This window comes from Exiguobacterium sp. s5 (assembly GCF_018618075.1).
In the GTDB taxonomy this organism is placed as follows: Bacteria; Bacillota; Bacilli; order Exiguobacteriales; family Exiguobacteriaceae; genus Exiguobacterium; species Exiguobacterium mexicanum_A.
On sequence record NZ_JACSLK010000005.1, the window covers coordinates 178,474 to 197,646 of the forward strand.

At 54.6% G+C, this 19,173-nt stretch carries 18 protein-coding genes; 5 read left to right on the forward strand and 13 right to left on the reverse strand.

Going from position 1 to position 19,173, the window contains the following annotated elements; all coding sequences use genetic code 11:
- Nucleotides 1-1,571 (reverse strand): IS3 family transposase gene (locus KNP60_RS11805; RefSeq protein WP_214797540.1). Its coding sequence is split into 2 segments (ribosomal slippage): nucleotides 1-932 and nucleotides 932-1,571, totalling 1,572 coding nucleotides; the frame shifts between segments, so codons are not numbered across the junction.
- Nucleotides 1,572-1,734: 163 nt separating this feature from the next.
- Here KNP60_RS11805 and KNP60_RS11810 point away from each other — a divergent pair.
- Nucleotides 1,735-2,265: a biotin transporter BioY gene (locus KNP60_RS11810; RefSeq protein ID WP_034777741.1), complete on the forward strand. Its 531-nt coding sequence runs from the start codon at nucleotides 1,735-1,737 to the stop codon at nucleotides 2,263-2,265.
- Between the two features lie 63 nt (nucleotides 2,266-2,328).
- Entirely contained in the window at nucleotides 2,329-2,523 is a 195-nt protein-coding gene (locus KNP60_RS11815) for a hypothetical protein (protein WP_034777742.1), read from the forward strand.
- Between the two features lie 135 nt (nucleotides 2,524-2,658).
- On the opposite strand, the gene KNP60_RS11820 is transcribed toward KNP60_RS11815, so the two are convergent.
- From KNP60_RS11820 to KNP60_RS11840, 5 genes are all read right to left on the reverse strand, one after another.
- The gene (locus tag KNP60_RS11820; protein WP_131435199.1) at nucleotides 2,659-3,507 is read right to left on the reverse strand and encodes a sulfite exporter TauE/SafE family protein; all 849 of its coding nucleotides are present in this window, start codon (nucleotides 3,505-3,507) and stop codon (nucleotides 2,659-2,661) included.
- Nucleotides 3,508-3,578: 71 nt separating this feature from the next.
- Nucleotides 3,579-4,466, reverse strand: coding sequence for an alpha/beta hydrolase (locus KNP60_RS11825; RefSeq protein ID WP_214797541.1), 888 nt, complete (start codon nucleotides 4,464-4,466; stop codon nucleotides 3,579-3,581).
- A 40-nt stretch (nucleotides 4,467-4,506) separates the two neighbouring features.
- Nucleotides 4,507-5,289 (reverse strand): AAC(3) family N-acetyltransferase, encoded by a 783-nt coding sequence (locus KNP60_RS11830; RefSeq protein WP_214797542.1) that lies wholly within the window; start codon nucleotides 5,287-5,289, stop codon nucleotides 4,507-4,509.
- A 5-nt stretch (nucleotides 5,290-5,294) separates the two neighbouring features.
- Entirely contained in the window at nucleotides 5,295-8,306 is a 3,012-nt protein-coding gene (locus KNP60_RS11835; RefSeq protein ID WP_214797543.1) for an AAA family ATPase, read from the reverse strand.
- The gene (locus KNP60_RS11840) at nucleotides 8,303-9,409 is read right to left on the reverse strand and encodes an exonuclease SbcCD subunit D (protein WP_214797544.1); all 1,107 of its coding nucleotides are present in this window, start codon (nucleotides 9,407-9,409) and stop codon (nucleotides 8,303-8,305) included. The genes KNP60_RS11835 and KNP60_RS11840 overlap by 4 nt, the downstream gene beginning before the upstream one ends.
- 105 nt (nucleotides 9,410-9,514) lie before the next feature.
- Between KNP60_RS11840 and KNP60_RS11845 the strand changes: the two genes are divergently transcribed.
- From KNP60_RS11845 to KNP60_RS11855, 3 genes are read left to right on the forward strand one after another with little or no spacing between them, the layout of a single operon-like run.
- A complete protein-coding gene (locus KNP60_RS11845) occupies nucleotides 9,515-11,248 on the forward strand; it encodes an ABC transporter ATP-binding protein (protein ID WP_214797545.1) in 1,734 nt (577 codons plus the stop codon).
- Nucleotides 11,245-12,117 carry an NAD(P)-dependent oxidoreductase gene (locus tag KNP60_RS11850; protein WP_034777753.1) on the forward strand — a complete coding sequence of 291 codons (873 nt, stop codon included), beginning with the start codon at nucleotides 11,245-11,247 and terminating at the stop codon, nucleotides 12,115-12,117. Before KNP60_RS11845 ends, KNP60_RS11850 begins: the two co-directional genes overlap by 4 nt.
- A gap of 46 nt (nucleotides 12,118-12,163) precedes the next feature.
- The gene (locus KNP60_RS11855; RefSeq protein ID WP_214797546.1) at nucleotides 12,164-12,397 is read left to right on the forward strand and encodes a DUF2188 domain-containing protein; all 234 of its coding nucleotides are present in this window, start codon (nucleotides 12,164-12,166) and stop codon (nucleotides 12,395-12,397) included.
- A gap of 19 nt (nucleotides 12,398-12,416) precedes the next feature.
- Here KNP60_RS11855 and KNP60_RS11860 read toward each other — a convergent pair whose 3' ends face one another.
- From KNP60_RS11860 to KNP60_RS11890, 7 genes are all read right to left on the reverse strand, one after another.
- Nucleotides 12,417-13,064, reverse strand: coding sequence for a DUF975 family protein (locus KNP60_RS11860; protein ID WP_214797547.1), 648 nt, complete (start codon nucleotides 13,062-13,064; stop codon nucleotides 12,417-12,419).
- A gap of 59 nt (nucleotides 13,065-13,123) precedes the next feature.
- Nucleotides 13,124-13,786 (reverse strand): copper homeostasis protein CutC, encoded by a 663-nt coding sequence (locus KNP60_RS11865; protein ID WP_214711314.1) that lies wholly within the window; start codon nucleotides 13,784-13,786, stop codon nucleotides 13,124-13,126.
- 16 nt (nucleotides 13,787-13,802) lie between these two features.
- On the reverse strand, nucleotides 13,803-14,573 hold the full coding sequence (locus tag KNP60_RS11870) for a DeoR/GlpR family DNA-binding transcription regulator (protein ID WP_034777760.1): 771 nt from the start codon (nucleotides 14,571-14,573) through the stop codon (nucleotides 13,803-13,805).
- A gap of 247 nt (nucleotides 14,574-14,820) precedes the next feature.
- Nucleotides 14,821-15,435, reverse strand: a complete 615-nt coding sequence (gene plsY / locus KNP60_RS11875) for a glycerol-3-phosphate 1-O-acyltransferase PlsY (RefSeq protein WP_371743412.1) — start codon at nucleotides 15,433-15,435, stop codon at nucleotides 14,821-14,823.
- An 11-nt stretch (nucleotides 15,436-15,446) separates the two neighbouring features.
- On the reverse strand, nucleotides 15,447-16,343 hold the full coding sequence (locus tag KNP60_RS11880) for a M15 family metallopeptidase (protein WP_214753215.1): 897 nt from the start codon (nucleotides 16,341-16,343) through the stop codon (nucleotides 15,447-15,449).
- 75 nt (nucleotides 16,344-16,418) lie between these two features.
- Nucleotides 16,419-16,838, reverse strand: coding sequence for an acyl-CoA thioesterase (locus tag KNP60_RS11885; protein WP_034777763.1), 420 nt, complete (start codon nucleotides 16,836-16,838; stop codon nucleotides 16,419-16,421).
- A gap of 30 nt (nucleotides 16,839-16,868) precedes the next feature.
- The gene (locus KNP60_RS11890; protein WP_214753213.1) at nucleotides 16,869-19,130 is read right to left on the reverse strand and encodes an AAA family ATPase; all 2,262 of its coding nucleotides are present in this window, start codon (nucleotides 19,128-19,130) and stop codon (nucleotides 16,869-16,871) included.
- Between the last annotated feature and the right edge of the window lie 43 nt (nucleotides 19,131-19,173).

Below are 19,173 nucleotides of genomic sequence, written 5' to 3' on the forward strand. Positions count from 1 at the left end.
CTAGGCGGCTTGAGCCCTGTATTCGACAGGGCTCAAGCCGTTTAGTCGTTTCTGGAGACGATCATGGTTATAGAACGATATGTAGGCCTCGATGGCCGATGTGAGTTCGCTATAGGCCTGGAACTCACGCAAGTAGTACATCTCGACTTTCAAGGTGCCCCAAAAACTCTCGATCGGGGCGTTGTCGAGACAACGTCCGATCCGGGACATGCTGTGGGTCAGTCCCGCGTCTTCTACCATGCGTTTGAACCCTCTCGAGGTATATTGGAACCCTCGGTCACTATGGATCATCGGACGTGCTCCTGTACGGAGCCCCGCGATGGCCGGCATCATCGTATGGAAGACGAGCCCGTTGTTGTTGGACTTTCCGATACGATAGGCGACGATCGAGCCGTCATACAGGTCGATGATCGCGCTCAGATAAGCCTTCTTCCCGGCACCATATTTGAACTCGGTGACGTCGGTACACCATTTCTCGTCCGATCGGGACGCACCGAATTCTCGGTTCATCAGGTTCTCGGCCACATGTTGTGGTGACGATTTTTTGTACCGATTTCGTTTCTGGCGGATGACCGAACGGATCTCGTGGATGCGCATGAGACGATAGATGCGCTTCTCGTTGTATGCCGGCAGGCCATGCTGGCGTCGTCTGCGGTTGACCGTCATGGTGATCCGTCGATAGCCGTAGGTCCCGTTCACCTGGTCGTATAGGAGACGGATGTCCTCTAGTAGGCTCAAGTTCTCTTCCTCACGTACCGAGACGGTACGCTTCAACCATTTATAATAGGCGGCCCGTGAGACCTGCGCGACCTCACAAAGGAGCACGACCGAGAATGTGTCGGTTGTCGACAGTTCCTCGATGGCCGTGTACCGCAGCTGTAGCCGGATTTGGCTGATCAACCTCTCCTCTCGATCTCCTCTAACTTTTTTAGGAACAGGTTCTCGGCCCGCAGGCGCTCGTTCTCCCGCTCGATCTGTTGGATGCGACGTTCGAGCTTCTCCTCGTTGGTCAGTTCCTCTTCTTGCTTCGTCCGTCCACGCCGGTCCTCGAGCCCATGCACGCCGTCGGCGTCATATTTTTTCGTCCAGCCATAGACCTGCTGGTAAGACACAGCGAATAGCTCGGCTGTCCGTTGATAGTTCCGCTCGTTCTCCAGGCAATATCTGACGATCTCGATCCGTTCCTCGAATGTGGTCTTTCTTCCTTTGGCCATAGCTCGATCCATCCCTTTTCTCGAATCTGTTAACTCGCTATGACCAGTATACTTCTTAATCCATCTGTAAAGAACAGACCAACTACTGATGTGATGCTTGGAGAGGGTTTCCATTTTAGTGAGACCGTCGAGATAGTCACGCACGGCCGCGATTTTCTGATCCCTCGTGTAAAGTCTTTGTGTCCTCGATTCATTCAACGCGTCAATTCCACCGGTATCGAATTTGGCTTTCCATACCCGGAGGGTATCCCAAGAGACGTCATGGGCCTCCATGATTTCCTTCCAACTATATATTTCTTCTTCCATCATGCGCACCGCACCCAATTTTTGTTCGATAGAATGCCGACTTCTCGCCATAAAAAAACACTCCCCAATCAGATAAACAGATTTGTTATTTCATCTGTCTACCTATTGGGGAGCATATCAATTTGCGACCAGGTCCTCATTTTTCTGCTTGTCAGACGAAAAAAATGATGTTAACCTAACTTTAGTCAACGTTAACAGAAAAGGGGTTTACATATTGAAAATTCATGATTTGACACAAGTTGCCATCGGCGCCGCCTTGCTTGCGAGCATCGGCTCCATCGCCATCCCGATCGGCCCCGTACCGATCACCCTTCAAATGCTCGGCATCATGACGGTCGCTTCCGTGCTCGGCGCCAAAAAAGGTGGTCTTGCCGTCGTCGTCTACTTATTGCTCGGCTTGATCGGTCTACCCGTCTTAAGTGGATCGGGCGGGCTCGCCCCGTTTGTCGGTCCGACGGTCGGTTACTTGATCGCCTTCCCGATCGCTGCCTTTTTGATCGGTTGGTTATCGGAACGGCATCGTACGTTCCCCGCCCTCGTCGCTTATAACATCCTAATCGGACTCGGCTTCGTCTATGTAGTCGGCAGTCTCGGTCTCCAAGCCGTGTTCGGACTGACGTTCATCGATGCACTCAAAGTGAATATCCCGTTCATCCTCGGTGACTTGATCAAAGCAGTGTTAGCTGCGGGCATCGCCTACAAAGTCTCAACGAACCCGCAAATGCGCAGAACCCTCGCCTCGTGAAGGTTCAAACGTTTCATCGGAAAGAAGAGGTGGAACGTATATAGTATGGAAGGGGGTGTCCTGATGAGCGATTCAACGTTTAAAAAGCGCTTGATGAAAGCGACCCATATCCATCGCTCCCCGAAAGGACAGCGTCGCGGGAAAGACGAGCCGCAACGTGAAAAACGCGACACCGAGGCGTTCGAACGACGGTTGCGTGAAGCGAAGAGCAAAGTCGGAGAGATTCAAGAGAACATTGACCATATCGCCAGACGTTAACACCCTGTCCTCGGACAGGGTTTTTTTAATGCGCTTCAGCACACGTTATACCGATGGTGATATTTATATGTAGGATATATCATGCTCCGACTATCACTATAAGAAAGACCCTCGTCTGTAGACGAGGGTCGATCATCACTTCGAACGCGGCCGGATAAACAGCGCGACAATGAACGAGAGCGCGAGGACGACGAGTAGTCCGAGCGAGATGTCGTTGAAGCCGAGCAAGTTGAGTCCGACGCTGATGGCGACAGCGACATAGAAGCCACCGAGCGCCTTTTTGACGAGTTGCGAACTGAACCGTTGCAACTGCTTCGCCCCGATCGGTGAGCCAATCATCGCCCCGGCGATGAGCGCGAGACCATGCCAATAGTTCGCATCGGCCCCGGCGACGGCATAGTTGATCACGCCCGAGACGACGATGAGGAACGCCGCGGCGATACTCGTCCCGACGGCTCGTTTCATCTCGGTGTTGAGCAGTTTGACTTGAAGCGGTGTCAACACGAATCCGCCGCTGACACCCATGAGTGACGAGATGAACCCGCCGAACAACCCGATAAAACCGAGGCGTGGGACCGACTCCGAGCCGACACTTCCTTCTTCATGTTGCTTCGACCGGAAGAACGAGACGGCAAAGTACGTCAGTAGCGCGATGTAGGCGAGCGAGATGACCGGCTTCGCACCGTCGAGCGTCTCAAGGTAGAACACGAGCGGCGTCGCCACCCACGTCCCGACGACACCGAAGGCGCCAATCATGAGGGCATGTTTCGGATTGACGTTCTTTAATTTAAGATGGGAGATCGTACCGGCCGTGGTCGACCCGAGCGTGAGCATCAGACTGAGCGCGATGGCCGCACTCGCCTCGTATCCGAAGACGAGTAGTAGCGGCGTGAGTAAGATCCCGCCCCCGATGCCGAAGAATCCGCTCAAAATCCCGATGAGCGTTCCGAGCAGTAGAAACGATAGTAATGCTGTGACATCCATGAAAAAACCTTCTTTCTTTCCTTTTCATAATTAATCATAACAAAAAAGGAGCGCTTTATGGCGCCCCTCGTTTATAATACCTTCTCTAAAAATCCGAATACTTTTTGACGATACTCGGTTTGGAACGAGCGATGCGACTGCACGTGCCCATCATTCTCGGTCACCCACAGTTCGACTTCCTCCCCGGCCTCGGCCAATTGTTCACTCTCGCTCACAGGGATGGCATCATCGCCCTCACTATGAATCAACAACACCGGCGCCTCGATTTGAGCGATATCGTCAATCGGCTTGACCACATCGGCATCGAGACCCGTGAACCACGGCGTCACCGTCATGATGACCGGTGTGAACGGAAAGTTCGGTAAATCGCTCCATACAGGCAAGTTTGTCTCGAGGTAGCCCCGGAGGTCACTGAACGGACTATCGGCAATCACAGCGGCCACGTCGGTCTCATCAGCCGCAGACAACGCCGTTGCCGCGCCCATCGACACCCCGTATAAGACGATTGGACCGTCCGAGCGTTCTTTCGCATAGGCGATTGCGGAAGCGAGGTCCGCTTGTTCTTTCGCCCCAACCGTCACACGGTCACCTTCCGAGATGCCTGACCCCCGAAAATCGAACGTCAGGAACTGATATCCTTGTTCATGAAACTCCGGAATCAATTCTTTGAGCGGCAAATCGGACTGCTCGCGGTTCTTCCCATAACCATGTGCGAACACGATCGTTGCGCGCGGTGTCGGGTGCGGGATCCACCACCCGTACAAATCGTGACCATCCTCGGCTTCGATGGTCACATTCTCGTATTTGACACCTAACGTCTTCGGCGTATACGTCAACGTCTCACGTTCGGGCGACGTCAACTGATCGCCGATGTGGGCCGAGATGCCCACGACGGCGAGAAACACGATGAGAAGCAACACACTGGTTGCAATCCCTATATATTTAACCCAACGATTCATCGCACTGCCCCTCTCCATTGTCCACTTGCTTTCAGTTGACTCATCGGAGCCAACTCCGTAAAGCGATTAACGCATGTTGTACCGGTTCCCATGTCTCAGACGGAATGACGTAACACGTCGCCTCCGCAATGTGAAACGTCGTCACATCGGCACGTCGAACGATATTTTCACCGATTGGACCGAACGGGTCACTGTTGACATCCGTATGGTCGAATGTCTTCCACACCCGCACCCCGTCCTCATAAAGCGCGCACCCAAACGACTTCACCGGTCCGTCAATTCCATACTCGGCATAATGCCATAACGTCGTCGCATCGAGCGGTGAACCAAGATGTAGGATTTTTGCATTACGCTCGATCATGCGTTCGATTGGCGAACACGGCCCAAAACCGACTTCAAGTGTATGTCCTGCCACGATCTCCTCGGCACCATTCCCCCACGCAGCGACCGACCACATCGGATGATCGCTCCGAAACACGTTCGGATACGTACGGAACAGTTCCGGGACACGGCCCATGCCTCGAGTCGGTGTCTTTTCCTGGTCATACGCCGGCATTTCCTCCCGGATCGTTGGCCACCACTCGACTGGGACGGGTGGGGCTTCCCATTCAGCCGGGTCTGAATTATCACTGCTCTGGGTCGCCATCATGATCAGCCCGTCCGGACCGACCGTATCTTGGAGCGCCTCGATGACGGTCTGAGCCCCGCCACATACCCATCCGAGCTTTGATAAGGACGTGTGGACGAATAGGGTGTCCCCCGGCTTGACGCCGGCACCCTGTAAGTGGGCAACTAAACTTGTTTTCGTTTCGATATGTTTCATCGGATTCACTCCACGATGAGCTGGATCGTCGACCCGCTCCTTGATTTTTTGACTTCAATCCGGGCGTCGACCCGGTCTTTTAATTCCTGAACGTGACTGATGACCCCGACGAGCCGCCCGCTCGATTGGAGCGACATGAGAAGCTCGATCGCTTGGTCGAGCGATTCAGCGTCGAGTGTCCCGAACCCCTCATCGATGAGCATCGTCTCAAGGCTGACCCCGCCACTCAGTTGCTGGACGACTTCGGCGAGTCCAAGGGCGAGCGACAATGATGCTTTGAACCCTTCCCCACCAGACAAGTTTTGGACGCGGCGTGACTGACCCGTATAGGCGTCAAAGACTAATAGTTCGAGACCGGACTTGGCATTTCCTCTCGCCGTCTCGATTTTCCGCTCCAATTGGAACTGTCCGCTCGTCATTTGATCGAGATGGACGTTGGCCGCATGGAGAATTTGATCGAAGAACGCCGTCTGCACGTACGTCTCGAACGTCAACTTTTGCGGATTCAGTCCTCGACCGGTGTCGGCGATCAATTTGACCGTCTCCAGATTCCGTTGATCCTCATCCGTCTTCTCCCGGAGCGCGTTCCATTCGGCTACGATGTGACGATGACGTTTCAATTGCCCGTCCGCCGTCACGAGTTGTTCGGACAGCGCTTCGAACGAACGGTTCTCCTCGTGCAACTTCTCCTGGAGTCGTTCAAGGTCTGGTCGCGGACGGTCCCCGATTTTATCGTTCAGCGCCTTGACGGCGTGTTCGAGCCGGACACCTTCCTCCAGTTCGGTCGCTTGACGTTCGCGCAGCTCGGGCAGTTGCTCGACGCGCGCGCGATACTCCTTGAACACAACTTCAGTCAACTCAATCTTCTCGAGAGCAGCCTCCAGTTCAGCCGTCGCTTCGGAAAGACGAACATGCTCGAACTCGAGTTGTTCACCAAGGAGACGGAGTCGCTCCGCTTCCCCCCACTTCAATCGATTCAATTCTTCAAGCCGACGTTCATACGTCCCCACGTTTCGTTCGATGTGAGTGAGTCGCGTCGCGAGCTGATTCCGCTCGGTCTGCAACATTTCTAACGTCGTCCCATCCGGTTGACGCATCGACTGAAGCTGCTCTTGGACGGTTTGGAGCTGTTCGAACAACTTCTGTCGTTCATCTGCCTGCACACGCTTCGCCGTCTCGAGTTGCTTCAATTCGGTCGTGGTCGCGCGTAAGAGACGCTCCATCCGTTGTCGTTCTTCGGCTTCTTGACGCAACTGCCGGACGCGGGCGTCTTGGTGTTGCATCGCAGCGTCAGCCGCACCATCGAGCTTCAATTCAAGTCGAGCGAGATCACGTTCACGGATCAGCTCATCGAGTTGGCGTTTGAGCGCCCGATAATCCGCCCGTGCTTCATGTAGCTCAGCCTCGATCCGTTTCAGCGTCTCGATGGCTGAGCGATGACTGGCTTGGTCGATGGACGTCCCCGTTCGCTCGACGTGTCCGTGGGTCAATGAACCGCAGACCGGACAAGGTTCCCCCGCTTCGAGTTGCTCGCGCAGCGTGTCGGCCATGAGCGCATGCTCGGCCTCGACGAATTGGTCGACTTGCTTCGTCTGGGCAGTGAATTGTCGCTGGACTTCCTTCCCGTTGCGTTCACAGGCACCGAGTCGTTCCGTGACCTCTGCCACTTTCGCCTCGAGCCGAACCTGATGTTGGAGCTGACTATACAGCCGTTCGGCCTCGACGAGTTGGTCTGGGGCCGGTGCGTGTTCCAGCTTAGCCTCAAGTTCGCCTTCAGTCGCTTGGAGCTCCTTGAGACGCGCTTCTTCTGAGAACAGGCTGAGCGGCTCCAACTGGCGTTTCAAGTCATCCCGACGTCTCGTGGCCCGGTGCCATTCGTCGACATAGGGCAACATCTCGTCAATCGCATTGACGCGACTTGTGGCTTGATCTGCCTCCTGGCGCATGGTCGTGATGGCTTCTGCTTCTGCCTTCAACTCTTCCAGCTGTCTCGTGTAGCCTTCGTCTCGTTGACGGGATACATCGCGTTCACGGGTCAATCGTTCGATGTCGTGACGCACCGTTTCGGTACGTTGATAGAGCGGGTTGACGCTTGCCACTTGTTCAAGTCGTTGAATGAGCGTCTGGCGTTCTTCGCGCTCCTGTGCCGCTTCGCGGAATGCTTGGAGCGCGGTCGCGCGCACGTCCCGCTCTTCCATCAACTCGGCGAGCGTGGTCGCCTGATTCATTTCTCGACGCAGCGCCTCGAGCCGTTCTTCACCAGTCCGGCGTTGTGCCTGTAGCGAGTCCCTCGCCGCCAAGAGCCGCTCCTCCCGGGCGTCGAGCCACGTCACGATTTCAGGCAAGTTACGGGTCGACATGTCCTCGACGGCCTCGTCTTCAAGTTCCAACAGTTTTAAGCGCGTCGTCTCGACCGCCCATTCGACTCGTTTGCGGTATTTGCCGTAACGTTCGATCCAATCTTCCTGAAAGGCACGGTACGCCTCCGTCTTGAAGATCGATTGCAGAATCTGTTGCTTCTTCGTTGAATCGGAATCGAGGAGCTGACGGAACTGGTTCTGCGGCAACAGCAAGATTTGGCTGAACTGCTCATAGCTCAGTTGCAACAACGATTCAATCGTCTGTTCAACGTCGTTCACTTTCGTCGCAATCGGTTTCCAAGCGTCTTTCCATTCGTAGAGCACCGCCTCGTGCGGGATTGGCGTCTTATTTTTCGGATGCGGCTGTTGTGGTTGGCGGACGATCCGATACCGTTCGTCGCGAATCGTGAACGAAAAGTCGATCTCGGTCTTTCGCTCCGGGTCCGCATATTGGCTTCGGAAATCACTCGCGTTTCGGAGCGTCCCACTCGCCCGTCCGTAAAGCGCGAACGTCATCGCGTCAAAAATCGTCGTCTTTCCGGCACCGGTCCGGCCGCTGATGACGAACATCGAACGGCCTTCAAGCTGCGTAAAATCGATTTGTTCCGTCTCGGCGTAAGGACCGAAGGCGGTGATGGTCAATTGTTCCGGTCTCAAATCGATTCCTCCCCTTCTAAGAAGCGTTGCACCGTCGCATCGGCATCGCGGCCGTGGACGGCTTTAAAGAAGTCCATATATACATCCTCGACCGATTGCCGTTCGAGCTTCTCCCGTTCGAAGCGGGACGTCTGGTCTTGGCGACGCAACAACTCAAGTTCGAGGTGTAAGATGTTCGGATAGACGGTCCGCAACTTCGCCATCGGGTCGAATAACGCACGTTCATCGGTCAAGACGATTTTTAAATAGTCGTCGACGGCCTCGTCTTGATAAAACGACGGGTCGAGCAGCTCGTTCAGCGTCCCGGTCAAGATGCGCAAGTCACGGCGCGCCTGGAGTGGACGACGTCGACGTGTCCACGTCCCGTCCCATTCGATGACGTCGACCGATTTCACATGCGTCGTCTCGGAGAACGAATATTTCATGAGCGACCCGCTGTACGCGATCCGGTCGTCGCGAATGGCGTCACGGTTATGCAGGTGTCCGAGCGCCGTATAGCCGAACGGCGCGTATAGTCCTTTGGCGACTTGCCCGGCCGTCCCGACGGACAGTTGCCGTTCGGAGTCGGTCTCGAGTCCGCCGGCGACGAAACTGTGGCCGACGGCGACCGCTCGTGCGTCGATCGTCCCGTAAGAATCGACGACTGCGGCGAGCGCGTCATGGTGAGTCCGAATCGACTCGTCGCCGAACGCGTAACGGATGCGCGCCGGCTCGAGGAACGGCATCAAATAAAACGGGATGTCGTTCACGACAATCGGCTCTGTTCCCGGGTCATATTTCCCGACGATATGGAGACCGACTTTCGTCAACAGTTTGGAGCTGTATTGGAGCCGCTCGGCCGAATCGTGATTGCCGGCGATGGCGAGCACGGGGATGCCCCGCTCGAGGACGAGCGCACGCCACATCTCATCGAGCAAGTCGACGGCCTCGACGGGCGGCACGGCCCGGTCGTATAAATCACCGGCGACGACGATGGCATCAGGCTTCTCCTCGTCGACGATGTGTAAAAATGATTCAAATAATATATATTGTTGTTCTTCTGTCATGTGGCGACCGTGGACGATTTTACCTAAATGCCAATCGGCCGTATGTATCCATTTCATGCGACTTCACCTCTGATTCCATTCTAGCATTATTCCGGTGCACGATTCGACGTCTTGACACTTGTTTTCGAAACAGCGAAAGTTAAAAGGAAAGGGGGACGTATCATGGAGTCCACATCCACATGGCAAGCTTTTTTGCGCTTGTTCCGCGTCGCTCGACCACCGAAAGGTCTGTTCATCGGCGCTGTATTGATTTCGTTGCTCCAAGCGATGGCGTCACTCGCCATCCCGCTCATCTTGCAACGCGTCGTCGACAATTGGAGCGAGGCCGCGCTTGACGCCCGTCTCGTCACCATTTTCGTCATCGCGTTTCTGATTCAAGTTATCTCGAGCGCGATTTCGATCTATTGGTTACATATCGTCGGACAACGCGTCGTCGCCAACCTGCGGACGACGTTATGGGAGCATCTCGTCGCGCTTCCGATTCCGTTCTATGACGGCGTCAAATCGGGGGATCTCGTCTCGCGGCTCAACAATGACACGACGACGTTGCAGCAGCTCTTGTCCGAACAGAGCGTCCGCTTGTTGACGTCGTTCGTCTCGGTCATCGGCGCTGTCGGCATCTTATTCACACTCGATTGGCAGATGACGCTCGTCATCTTGTTCTCGGTGCCGACGACACTCTTGATTGTCATCCCGCTCGGGCGTAAACTTCGGAAAATCGCCAAGGCGACCCAACATGAGCTCGGTGACTTGTCCGGGTTTTTCGCCGAACTGCTCGGGGAGATTCGGCTCGTGAAATCACAGGCGACCGAATCCGTCGAGGTCGCAGAAGGAAAACGACGCATCGAGCGTCTCTTCGGCCTCGGTGTGCGCGAGGGACGGATTCAAGCGATCTTGATTCCGCTCTTGAACGTCACGTTGACGGCGATGCTGATCGCTATTCTCGGCTTCGGGGCTTATCGCGTCTCGACCGGTGCCCTGTCGACCGGCTCGTTGCTCGCGTTCATGCTGTACTTGTTCCAAATCATCACGCCGCTCATCACGATGACGGAGTTTATCACCCGGCTTCAAAAAGCACGCGGGGCGACCGAAAGAATATCGGAACTGCTCGCCATCGAGCCGGAACCGTACACGGCTGAGCCGTCGACGATTCGACAGTCGTCGCTCTCGTTCGAGGGCCTGACGTTCCGTTATGGCGACCAGCCTGTGATTGACGACGTGTCCCTCATTGTCCCGTTCGGTGCCACGACAGCCATCGTCGGACGCAGCGGTGCTGGCAAGACGACACTGTTTGCCCTCGTCGAGCAGTTCTACCTTCCGTCGAGCGGTCACATCTATTACGGGGACCGGGATATCTCAACCTACGGCCGCAACGAATGGCGGCAAGTCATCGGCTACGTCGCCCAAGATTCGCCCGTCCTATCCGGGACGGTGCGGCAAAATATCTTGTACGGCTTGACCCGGACAGCGACCGAGGACGAGATTCGACGAGCCTGCGACATGGCCAACGCCTGGTCGTTCATCGAGTCGATGCCGGACGGGCTCGATACAGAGATCGGTGAGCGCGGCGTCCGCTTGTCGGGTGGTCAACGACAACGACTCGCCATTGCCCGGGCGCTGTTACGCGACCCGCAAATCTTATTGCTCGACGAGGCGACATCAAGTCTCGACTCGGAATCTGAGCGTGTCGTCCAAGAAGCGCTCGACCGGCTCATGAAAGGCCGGACGACGCTCGTCATCGCCCACCGCCTTTCGACCGTCCAACATGCCGACCAAATCGTCGTGCTCGAGGACGGCGGCATCAGCGGGCTCGGGACGCACCAAGAGTTGCTTCGGGACAACAAACTCTATGAACGACTCGTGAAACAACAACTTTTAGGAGGCAATCAATTATGAAGACAATCGGATTTATCGGACTCGGTGTGATGGGTCAATCGATGGTCAGAAACTTAATGAAGGCGGGATTCGAAGTCCAAGCGTATACGCGGACGAAAGAGAAGGCGGCTGATTTATTGGCGGAAGGTGTCCGCTGGTGTGATTCGGTCGAAGCCGTCTGTCAAAACGCCGATGCCGTCATCACCATCGTTGGCTACCCGTCTGACGTCGAGAGCCTTTATTTCGGGGACGGTATGATTTTGCAGTCGGCCGAGCCGGGAACGCTCGTGATCGATATGACGACGTCTTCGCCGACGCTTGCCGAACGTATCGCTGAGGCGGCAATCGATCGCAGCTTACTCCCGCTCGACGCACCGGTCACGGGTGGCGATGTCGGTGCGAAGAACGGGACGTTGTCGATTCTCGTCGGTGGCGGCGAATACGCCTTCACGAAGGCACGACCGCTGTTCGAGGCGATGGGCCAATCGATCGAACGGATGGGCTATGCCGGGAGTGGCCAATATGGAAAGCTCGCCAATCAAATCGCAATCGCCGGCATCATGATGGGCAACGCCGAGATGCTCGCCTTTGCGAAACAAGCCGGGCTCAATCCCGATCAACTGCGCCAGACGATCCGAGGCGGCGCAGCCGGCAGCTGGACGCTCGAGAACCTTGTCCCGCGGATGATCATCGAGGACTACGCTCCTGGTTTCTTCATCAAACATTTCATCAAAGATATGAAACTTGCCCTCGAGAGCGCAGACCAGTTGAATATCAAACTGCCGAGCCTCGAGTTGGCGCATAAACTGTACTCGATCCTCGAAGAGAACGGCTACGGCGAGAACGGGACGCAGGCGCTCATCGAATACTACATGCACCAGGACGTTTGAATCGGCTCGCTCGTGGAATTAGTAGTACAGAAGGGAGCGATGTAAGATGCCATGGAATATGAAAGATTATCCGGAATCACTGAAAAACTTCGACCCGCTCGTCAAAAAGAAAGCCATTGATATCGCCAACGCCTTGCTCGCCCAAGGCCACTCCGATCAAAAGGCGATTCCGATCGCCACGGAACAAGCGAAAAAATGGCATGAACATGCCTCAAAAGAAGAGAAAGACGAGTTCCGTGACGCTCCCGACCCACAAAAGTCGGATCGGCACGGGACATAAAAACAACCGGTCGGCTCATTCAGCCGACCGGTTGTTCGTTTGCTTCTGTTTCTGCCTTGATTTCGACGTACAGTCCGGCGAGCGCCGTGTTGATATAAGGTTGCACGAAGATATAGGCCAATCCGCCGGTGAATAAGACGAGCACATACCAACCGATGAAACTCGCATATAGACGAAGCATCGTGCGCTTGTGTCCAAACATGAGACGGCGGCTTTCACGCATCGCGCCGAAAGCGGATAGTTCCGGGCGGTCCCGTAGGACGAACGGGACGATCCGATACGTCAAATAGAACCAGATTCCCGGCACGATCAAGAACAGCATGAGCACGTTCAAGCCGAGATAAAAGATGGCATAATACGTGACGGCACGCATGTAATCTTTGAGCGAACCGAACGCTTCGAATAGCAGACCGAACGACGGTTTCTCGGCTTTCGCGATGTCGAGGAATACCCAGTTGCGGCCAAGTTCTAGCGGAGCGAGCAAGACGGTCGCGGTGTATAGTAAACCGATCGAGACGAACAGGATGCTCGGGTCGGTCGATTCTAAATCGAGCTGCGTCGTGATGACCGCTTGAACGAGCATCGTTGCCACGACCGCAAGGAGCGAGATGCCCCAGTTCCCGGACAACATCCGAAGGGCAAATTGTTTATAGACTGATGATTGCATGACTTCACCTACTGTATCGTTTTTTTCATTATAGCAAAAAAACAGTCATCCGACTGTTTTTAGCGTGTCATCGTTTCCTTGATGGCGTTGAACTTCTGCTCATCTAGCTGTCCATCGGTCCTTACACCACTACCGACATGGACAAAGTCAATGCCTAATCGGTCGACGAGTTGGGACACGTTGTCCGCCGTGATCCCAGCGCCTGGAAGGATGTTCATTTCCGCGACGTCGTGCATCGCGCTCAACCGCTCTAAGCCCTCTAATGCCGTCGCTTGACCGCCAGATGTCAGCACATGGTCCACTTCAGGGAAATCATTCAACACGGTGATAGCGTCCATCAAATCGACCGCGTCATCAATGGCCCGATGGAACGTCAATGCCATCTCGCCCTTATGTTTAATCACTTCCCCGAGCAGTGCCTCATCGATGCGTCCGTCATTCGTCAAAGCACCGAACACGATGCCATCGGCTCCGAGCTCACGACACAGACCGACGTCTGCCAAAATCGTCTCCGCGTCCGCTTCATCATAGACGAATGAGTCTGCATGCGGACGAATCATGACGTGGACCGGAATCGTCGCTTGTTCGAGCACGTTTCGAATCGTACCGAAACTCGGTGTCGTCCCGCCAGCTCGCATATCCGCAATCAATTCGAGACGGTCCGCCCCGTAACGCTCTGCCTGTTTCGCTTCTTTCAATGTGGTCACGATCACTTCAATCATGTCTTCTGCCTCCTTATTAAGGTGCGAAGCGCCATTCGACCTCGTGCTCCGCTAACGCACGTTTCCAATCTGCGGGCTCCGGGAAATCCGAGATGATTGTCGTCACCTTGGAAAAATCGGAGACCCGATACCGCTTTTGTTGGTTGAACTGGGTATGGTCGGCCAGTAGAAAACATTGTCTACTTTGGTCGAGTACCGCTTGCGTCACGGTCGAGAGACCGTGAGCATCACACGTCAAACCGAGCGAGGGATCGACCCCCTCGACGGAGAAAATCGCCATGTCAAACATGTACGTCTTTAACTGCTGCAAGACGTGTTCGCCGACGGTGACGAGATGCTTCGGATCAATCGTGCCGCCGAGCAGTTGGATGTCCCCCGTGAAGACGCCTTTGGCCCGTTGCTCGAAGAGCGCCTTTGCCGCCATGAGTGACGGTGTGACGACCGTCAAATTTCGTCCGCGAAGTCTCGCGGCGACTTGTTCCGGGGCGACCCCATGACCGATGTAAAGGAGGGTATCATCCTCGACGAGCTGAAACGCCGTATAGGCGATGCGACGAATCCCGTCCATGTTTGAAATCATCATCGGTTGGAACGATACGCTTTGATGCAGCACCGCCCCGCCATACACCCGTTTGATGCGATGTTCTTTTTCAAGTTCTTCTAAGTAGCGGCGGATCGACTCCCCAGAGACGTTCAACCGTTCAATCAACTCACTCGTCTTCACTTTGCCTTCTCGTTCAATCCATTCCACAATCTTTTGCTTACGTTCTTCTCCAATTAAAGACACTTCCCTGCCTCCTCCGCAAATATCGCTTCCTTTCTCAGTGTAGCGAACGGATGTAAATTTAACGTAAACAGAAAGTAAAGAACGGGCAAATCCAACAGATTTTTCGCTCATTTCGACGAAAATCAACAGAAATCCACAAAAAAAGACAGTCGAATGTTGACGTCTTGCTTTCAATCTCGAGCGCATCTCATGAAAATGACCGACCTTCTCTCCGTATCCTCCGAGATCTTGCCGGTCATCGAAACATTCATTTTCGTTTTTGGAACAGTGGTACTTTCGGTTCAGTGCCGGAGCGAATCCGCTGCCAGTTCGTGCGGTGTTTGATGATGATGAACAAGGCGAGCGGAACGATGACGATGAGCGGTAGCCAATCTTTCGCGATGACACCATACGTGACGACGGTCACGAGCCCCACGGCTGCGGCAGCCATCGAAGATAGCGATACCATCTTCGAGACGAACAGCGTCACGAGGAACGTCCCGACGACGACGACGAAAAACCATGGGAACGCCGCGAGCAGAACGCCCGCACTCGTCGCCACCGATTTTCCGCCTTTGAACTTGGCAAACACCGGATACGAATGACCGATGATGGCCGGGATCCCGGCGAGGAGCAAGCTCATCTCGCTCCCGAAGAGGAGCGGTAATAGCGCTGCGACCAACCCTTTACCCATATCCCCGAGCAGAACGAGCGTGCCGGCTTTTTTGCCGAGCACACGGAACGTGTTCGTCGTGCCCAAATTCCCACTCCCATGCTCCCGGACGTCGACCTTATAGCCGAGTTTTCCGACGATAAGAGCAAACGGAATCGCACCGAGTAAATAGCTGATTAAAATGATGATGATTTCTGTCATGTAAGGCATCGCAATTCCCCTTAATCCATTAATTGCTCGAGATAGTGCTCAAGCGGGACGTTCGCCTTGTGGACGTCAGTCGCATGCTCTACCCCGATATAGCGTAAGTGCCACGGTTCGTACATATAACCGGTTTCGGCCTCATATGCACGTTGATAACGGACGATGAATCCGTACGTGTGGGCATTGTCGGCCAACCACTTGCCCTCTTTCGTCTGTTCTAGACTTTGTGTCAATTGATAGCCGACCGAGGCGCTCGAAACATCGATGGCGAGCCCGGTCTGATGTTCCGAGTGTCCTGGTGGTGCCGAATATTTCATCGCCTGTTCTTTCCCGTCCCGAGCGACATAGTTATTGAACAGTTGCACTTGATAATCGTAGGAACGGAACGCACTCGTCCCTTTTAACTCAATGTCGGCCGCTTTCGCGCCCGTCATGAGCTTCTCGATGGCCTGTGCCGCTTCTTTACGAAGCATCTTCCGCTCCCCGGTCGCCGATTCGACGAAATCGATATTCGCCGTCACGAGATCGGCTGGTTTATAGCCCGCTGGCAAGGCGATTTGCTTATTGACAAGGATGAGTGTGTCGAGCTTCAAATTCGCCGTCCCATTCTGTTCAAGCGGTTCGCTCGGCGCTTCAGTCGGCTCCTCTACAGGAGGCGCCTCGGCAACCGGCACTTCTTCTTCAGGCTGATCCTCGGAAGGCTCTTCCGCTGTCGGTTCCTCCGTTTCCGGAGTCGGTTGTTCTGCTTGCTCGTCTTCTTTATCCGTCGGCGTTTCGGCCGGAGTTTCTGTTTGTTGTTCGGTTTCGGCCGGTTTGTTCTCGGCTTCTTCCGTTTTGCTTTGGTCGCTTGTGGTACAGCCCACTAATGTGAGCGTCAAGGCGCAGCACACCATCAGCATAGATGGTTTTCGCATGCGATCTTCCCCTTTCATTGTACAAAAAATACCGTCAAGATATGATACCATACTGACGGTACAAAAGAACCACTGTTATAAGACGGGACTCATGACGCGCATATACATGTCATGCCACTCAGGAAACTCACGATCGAGTCGAATCGGTTTGAAGTCACCGCGTTTGACGACGACATGTGTCGTCTTCGCCGAACCGACGAGATGACCGTTTTGATCAGTCAACTCATAACCATAGACCGTCCGGACCTTCGAATAACTATCGACCCAAACTCGTACGTGGACTGTATCTCCGTACGTCACGCTCTTCTTATAATCGACCGAGACGTTCGTCACTGGGGAAACAAATCCAGCTTCCTCCATGTCTTTATATTCGACCCCGAGCTGGCGCAACAATTCGGTGCGTGCCATTTCAAGATATACTAAATAGTTTGCATGATAGACGATGCCCATCATGTCGGTCTCCTGATAGCGGACCGGAATCTGAATCGTATGCATTGAATCGTCCTCACTTTCAACTTGATTATATTATAACTTGGTCTTAATATCTACTTCTAAAATCTGATTCAATTCACTGTCTTGTGACGATGCTTCGATCAAACGATACGATTGTCTCGCGATCGCTTCATCGATCAACGATAGGGCCGTCCGTGCATTCGGTCGGTCGATTTCTTTTAGACGGTCAAGGAGTGCCTGACTGACATCTTCATCACACGTATAGCCGAATTTTGCGGCATACTTCTTGGCGATATCGACGATCTGTTCAAGCGAGTAGTCCTCGAAGTGAATCGTCCGCTTGATCCGGCTGTTGAGCCCTGGGTTTGAGTTGATCAGGCGACGCATCGGCGCCTCATAGCCCGCCATCACGACGACGAGGTTGTCTCCATGCTTTGGCATCTCGTCAACGAGCGTATCAATCGCTTCGCGCCCGTAGTCGTTCGGCCCTCCATTCAGGCTGTATGCCTCATCGATCAACAACACGCCACCGAGTGCATCGCGAATCGCGGCTTTCGTTTTTTGTGCCGTTTGCCCGACATAGCCGCTGACGAGATCGGCCCGGCTGACGACTTTCAAATGTCCGCGTTTTAAATATCCTGTCTTCTTCAAAAGCTGGGCGTACAGGTGGGCGAACGTCGTTTTTCCGGTCCCGCTGTTCCCGACGAGGGCGGCATGGAGCTGGACGGGTGCCGTCTTCAACCCGAGTTCACGCCGACGCTTCTGAATCGTGACGAGTGCCTCGATCTCGCGCAGTTGACGTTTCGCCTCATCCATCCCGACCAAATCGTCGAGTGTCGGACCGGACGTATCCTCGGTCGCATCCATATCAAAATCGACTTCTGTCAGGAGGGCCATCTCGTCGAGTGGGGCATCGGCACCAAATCGCGACCCTTTCTTGAACATGGCGTCGAGTAGAATGTTGTGCACCGTCCGCGCGTTGCCGAACGTCGCGTCGACCCGTTCCCGGTCGATTCGCGCAATCAAGGCGCGCTTCGCTTCGACCGTCAGGACGTAGTTGTTCTCCGCCGCCACTTTTTCACCGATGGCGACGAGTTCGTCATCACTGTAATTCGGGAGCTCGTAATGGTTGGATTCCGGGAAGCGGGAACGAAGTCCTGGGTTCGCAAGCAGAAAATGACGCATTTCTTCCGGGTAACCGGCGAGAATCACGACAAATTTTCCCGCATACTCCCCGCTCGTCATCGCGGCGACGAGCGTGTCGATGGCTGCTTGTCCATAGTCACTCCCACTCGCATCTTGACGTTTCAAGGCATACGCCTCGTCGATGAATAAGACACCGCCCTCGGCTTCCTTCACCTTGTTCATGACTTGTTCTTCCGTTTGACCGACGAACGCACCGACGAGACTCGACCGGTCCGCCTCGACGACATCGGGACGTGCGAGCAGACCGAGCTCGAAATAAATCTCGGCCATGAGACGCGCGAGCGTCGTCTTGCCGGTCCCTGGATTGCCGGTGAACACGAGATGGAGTGAAGGTTGGTGTTTGGACGAGAACCCCGCTTTCTCACGCTCTTTCTGGAACAACAAGAACCGATACCATGCTTTGACACGTTGCTTCACGTCAGACAAGCCAATCATCGACTCAAGCGACTCAATCGCACTCGACCGTGTCGCTTCAGTTTGTTCTGGTAACAATGCAACAATCGCGTCGAGTCGTTCCTTGACGAGACCGACTCGTTGGCCGAAGCGGTGAAACGCCTCGCGGCTGAAATAATTCCCTTGCATCGACGCCAAGAGTGAGGCTGTGTCGTCTTCGAGCGCGGCCACTTCTTGCATCGCTTCGATGACGACGATGAACAGACGTTCGAGTTGCCCTTTAAACTCCGAGTCCCGTAAATCAGATTTGGCGCGGTCAATCTCATCGTGAAGCTGCTCGAGATGTTCGAGCAACTCGGATGTCTTCGACTCATATTCGGTCAATATTTGAACTTTCATCGACGCGTAATCCGTCTCACGCAGCTTCGGCCACTCGACATGCAGCTGTTGCTTGTGGCGCCGCAAAAGATCATACAATTGACTGACACGAAGGGCTGGCGGCAAAGCACCGAGCGACTCCAACTCTTTCACCCAACGAGTTAACAGCGGGTCGATCGACTGACGGTGCTGTAACCGTCTCGTCGCGAGTAGTGTCAGTGTGCGAATCAATTCTTGGCGATGCCCGGTCGCGCGTGACCAATGGGCGTAAGACAGGAGAGCCGCTTCATCGACGCGCCCACCTTCTTCCCAAGCCGTCAAATCGGTTTGGACTTGCTCCAAGGTGATCTGTTTCATAATATTCTCCTTTTTAGACGACAAAGGAGCCGACGTCTCAGTC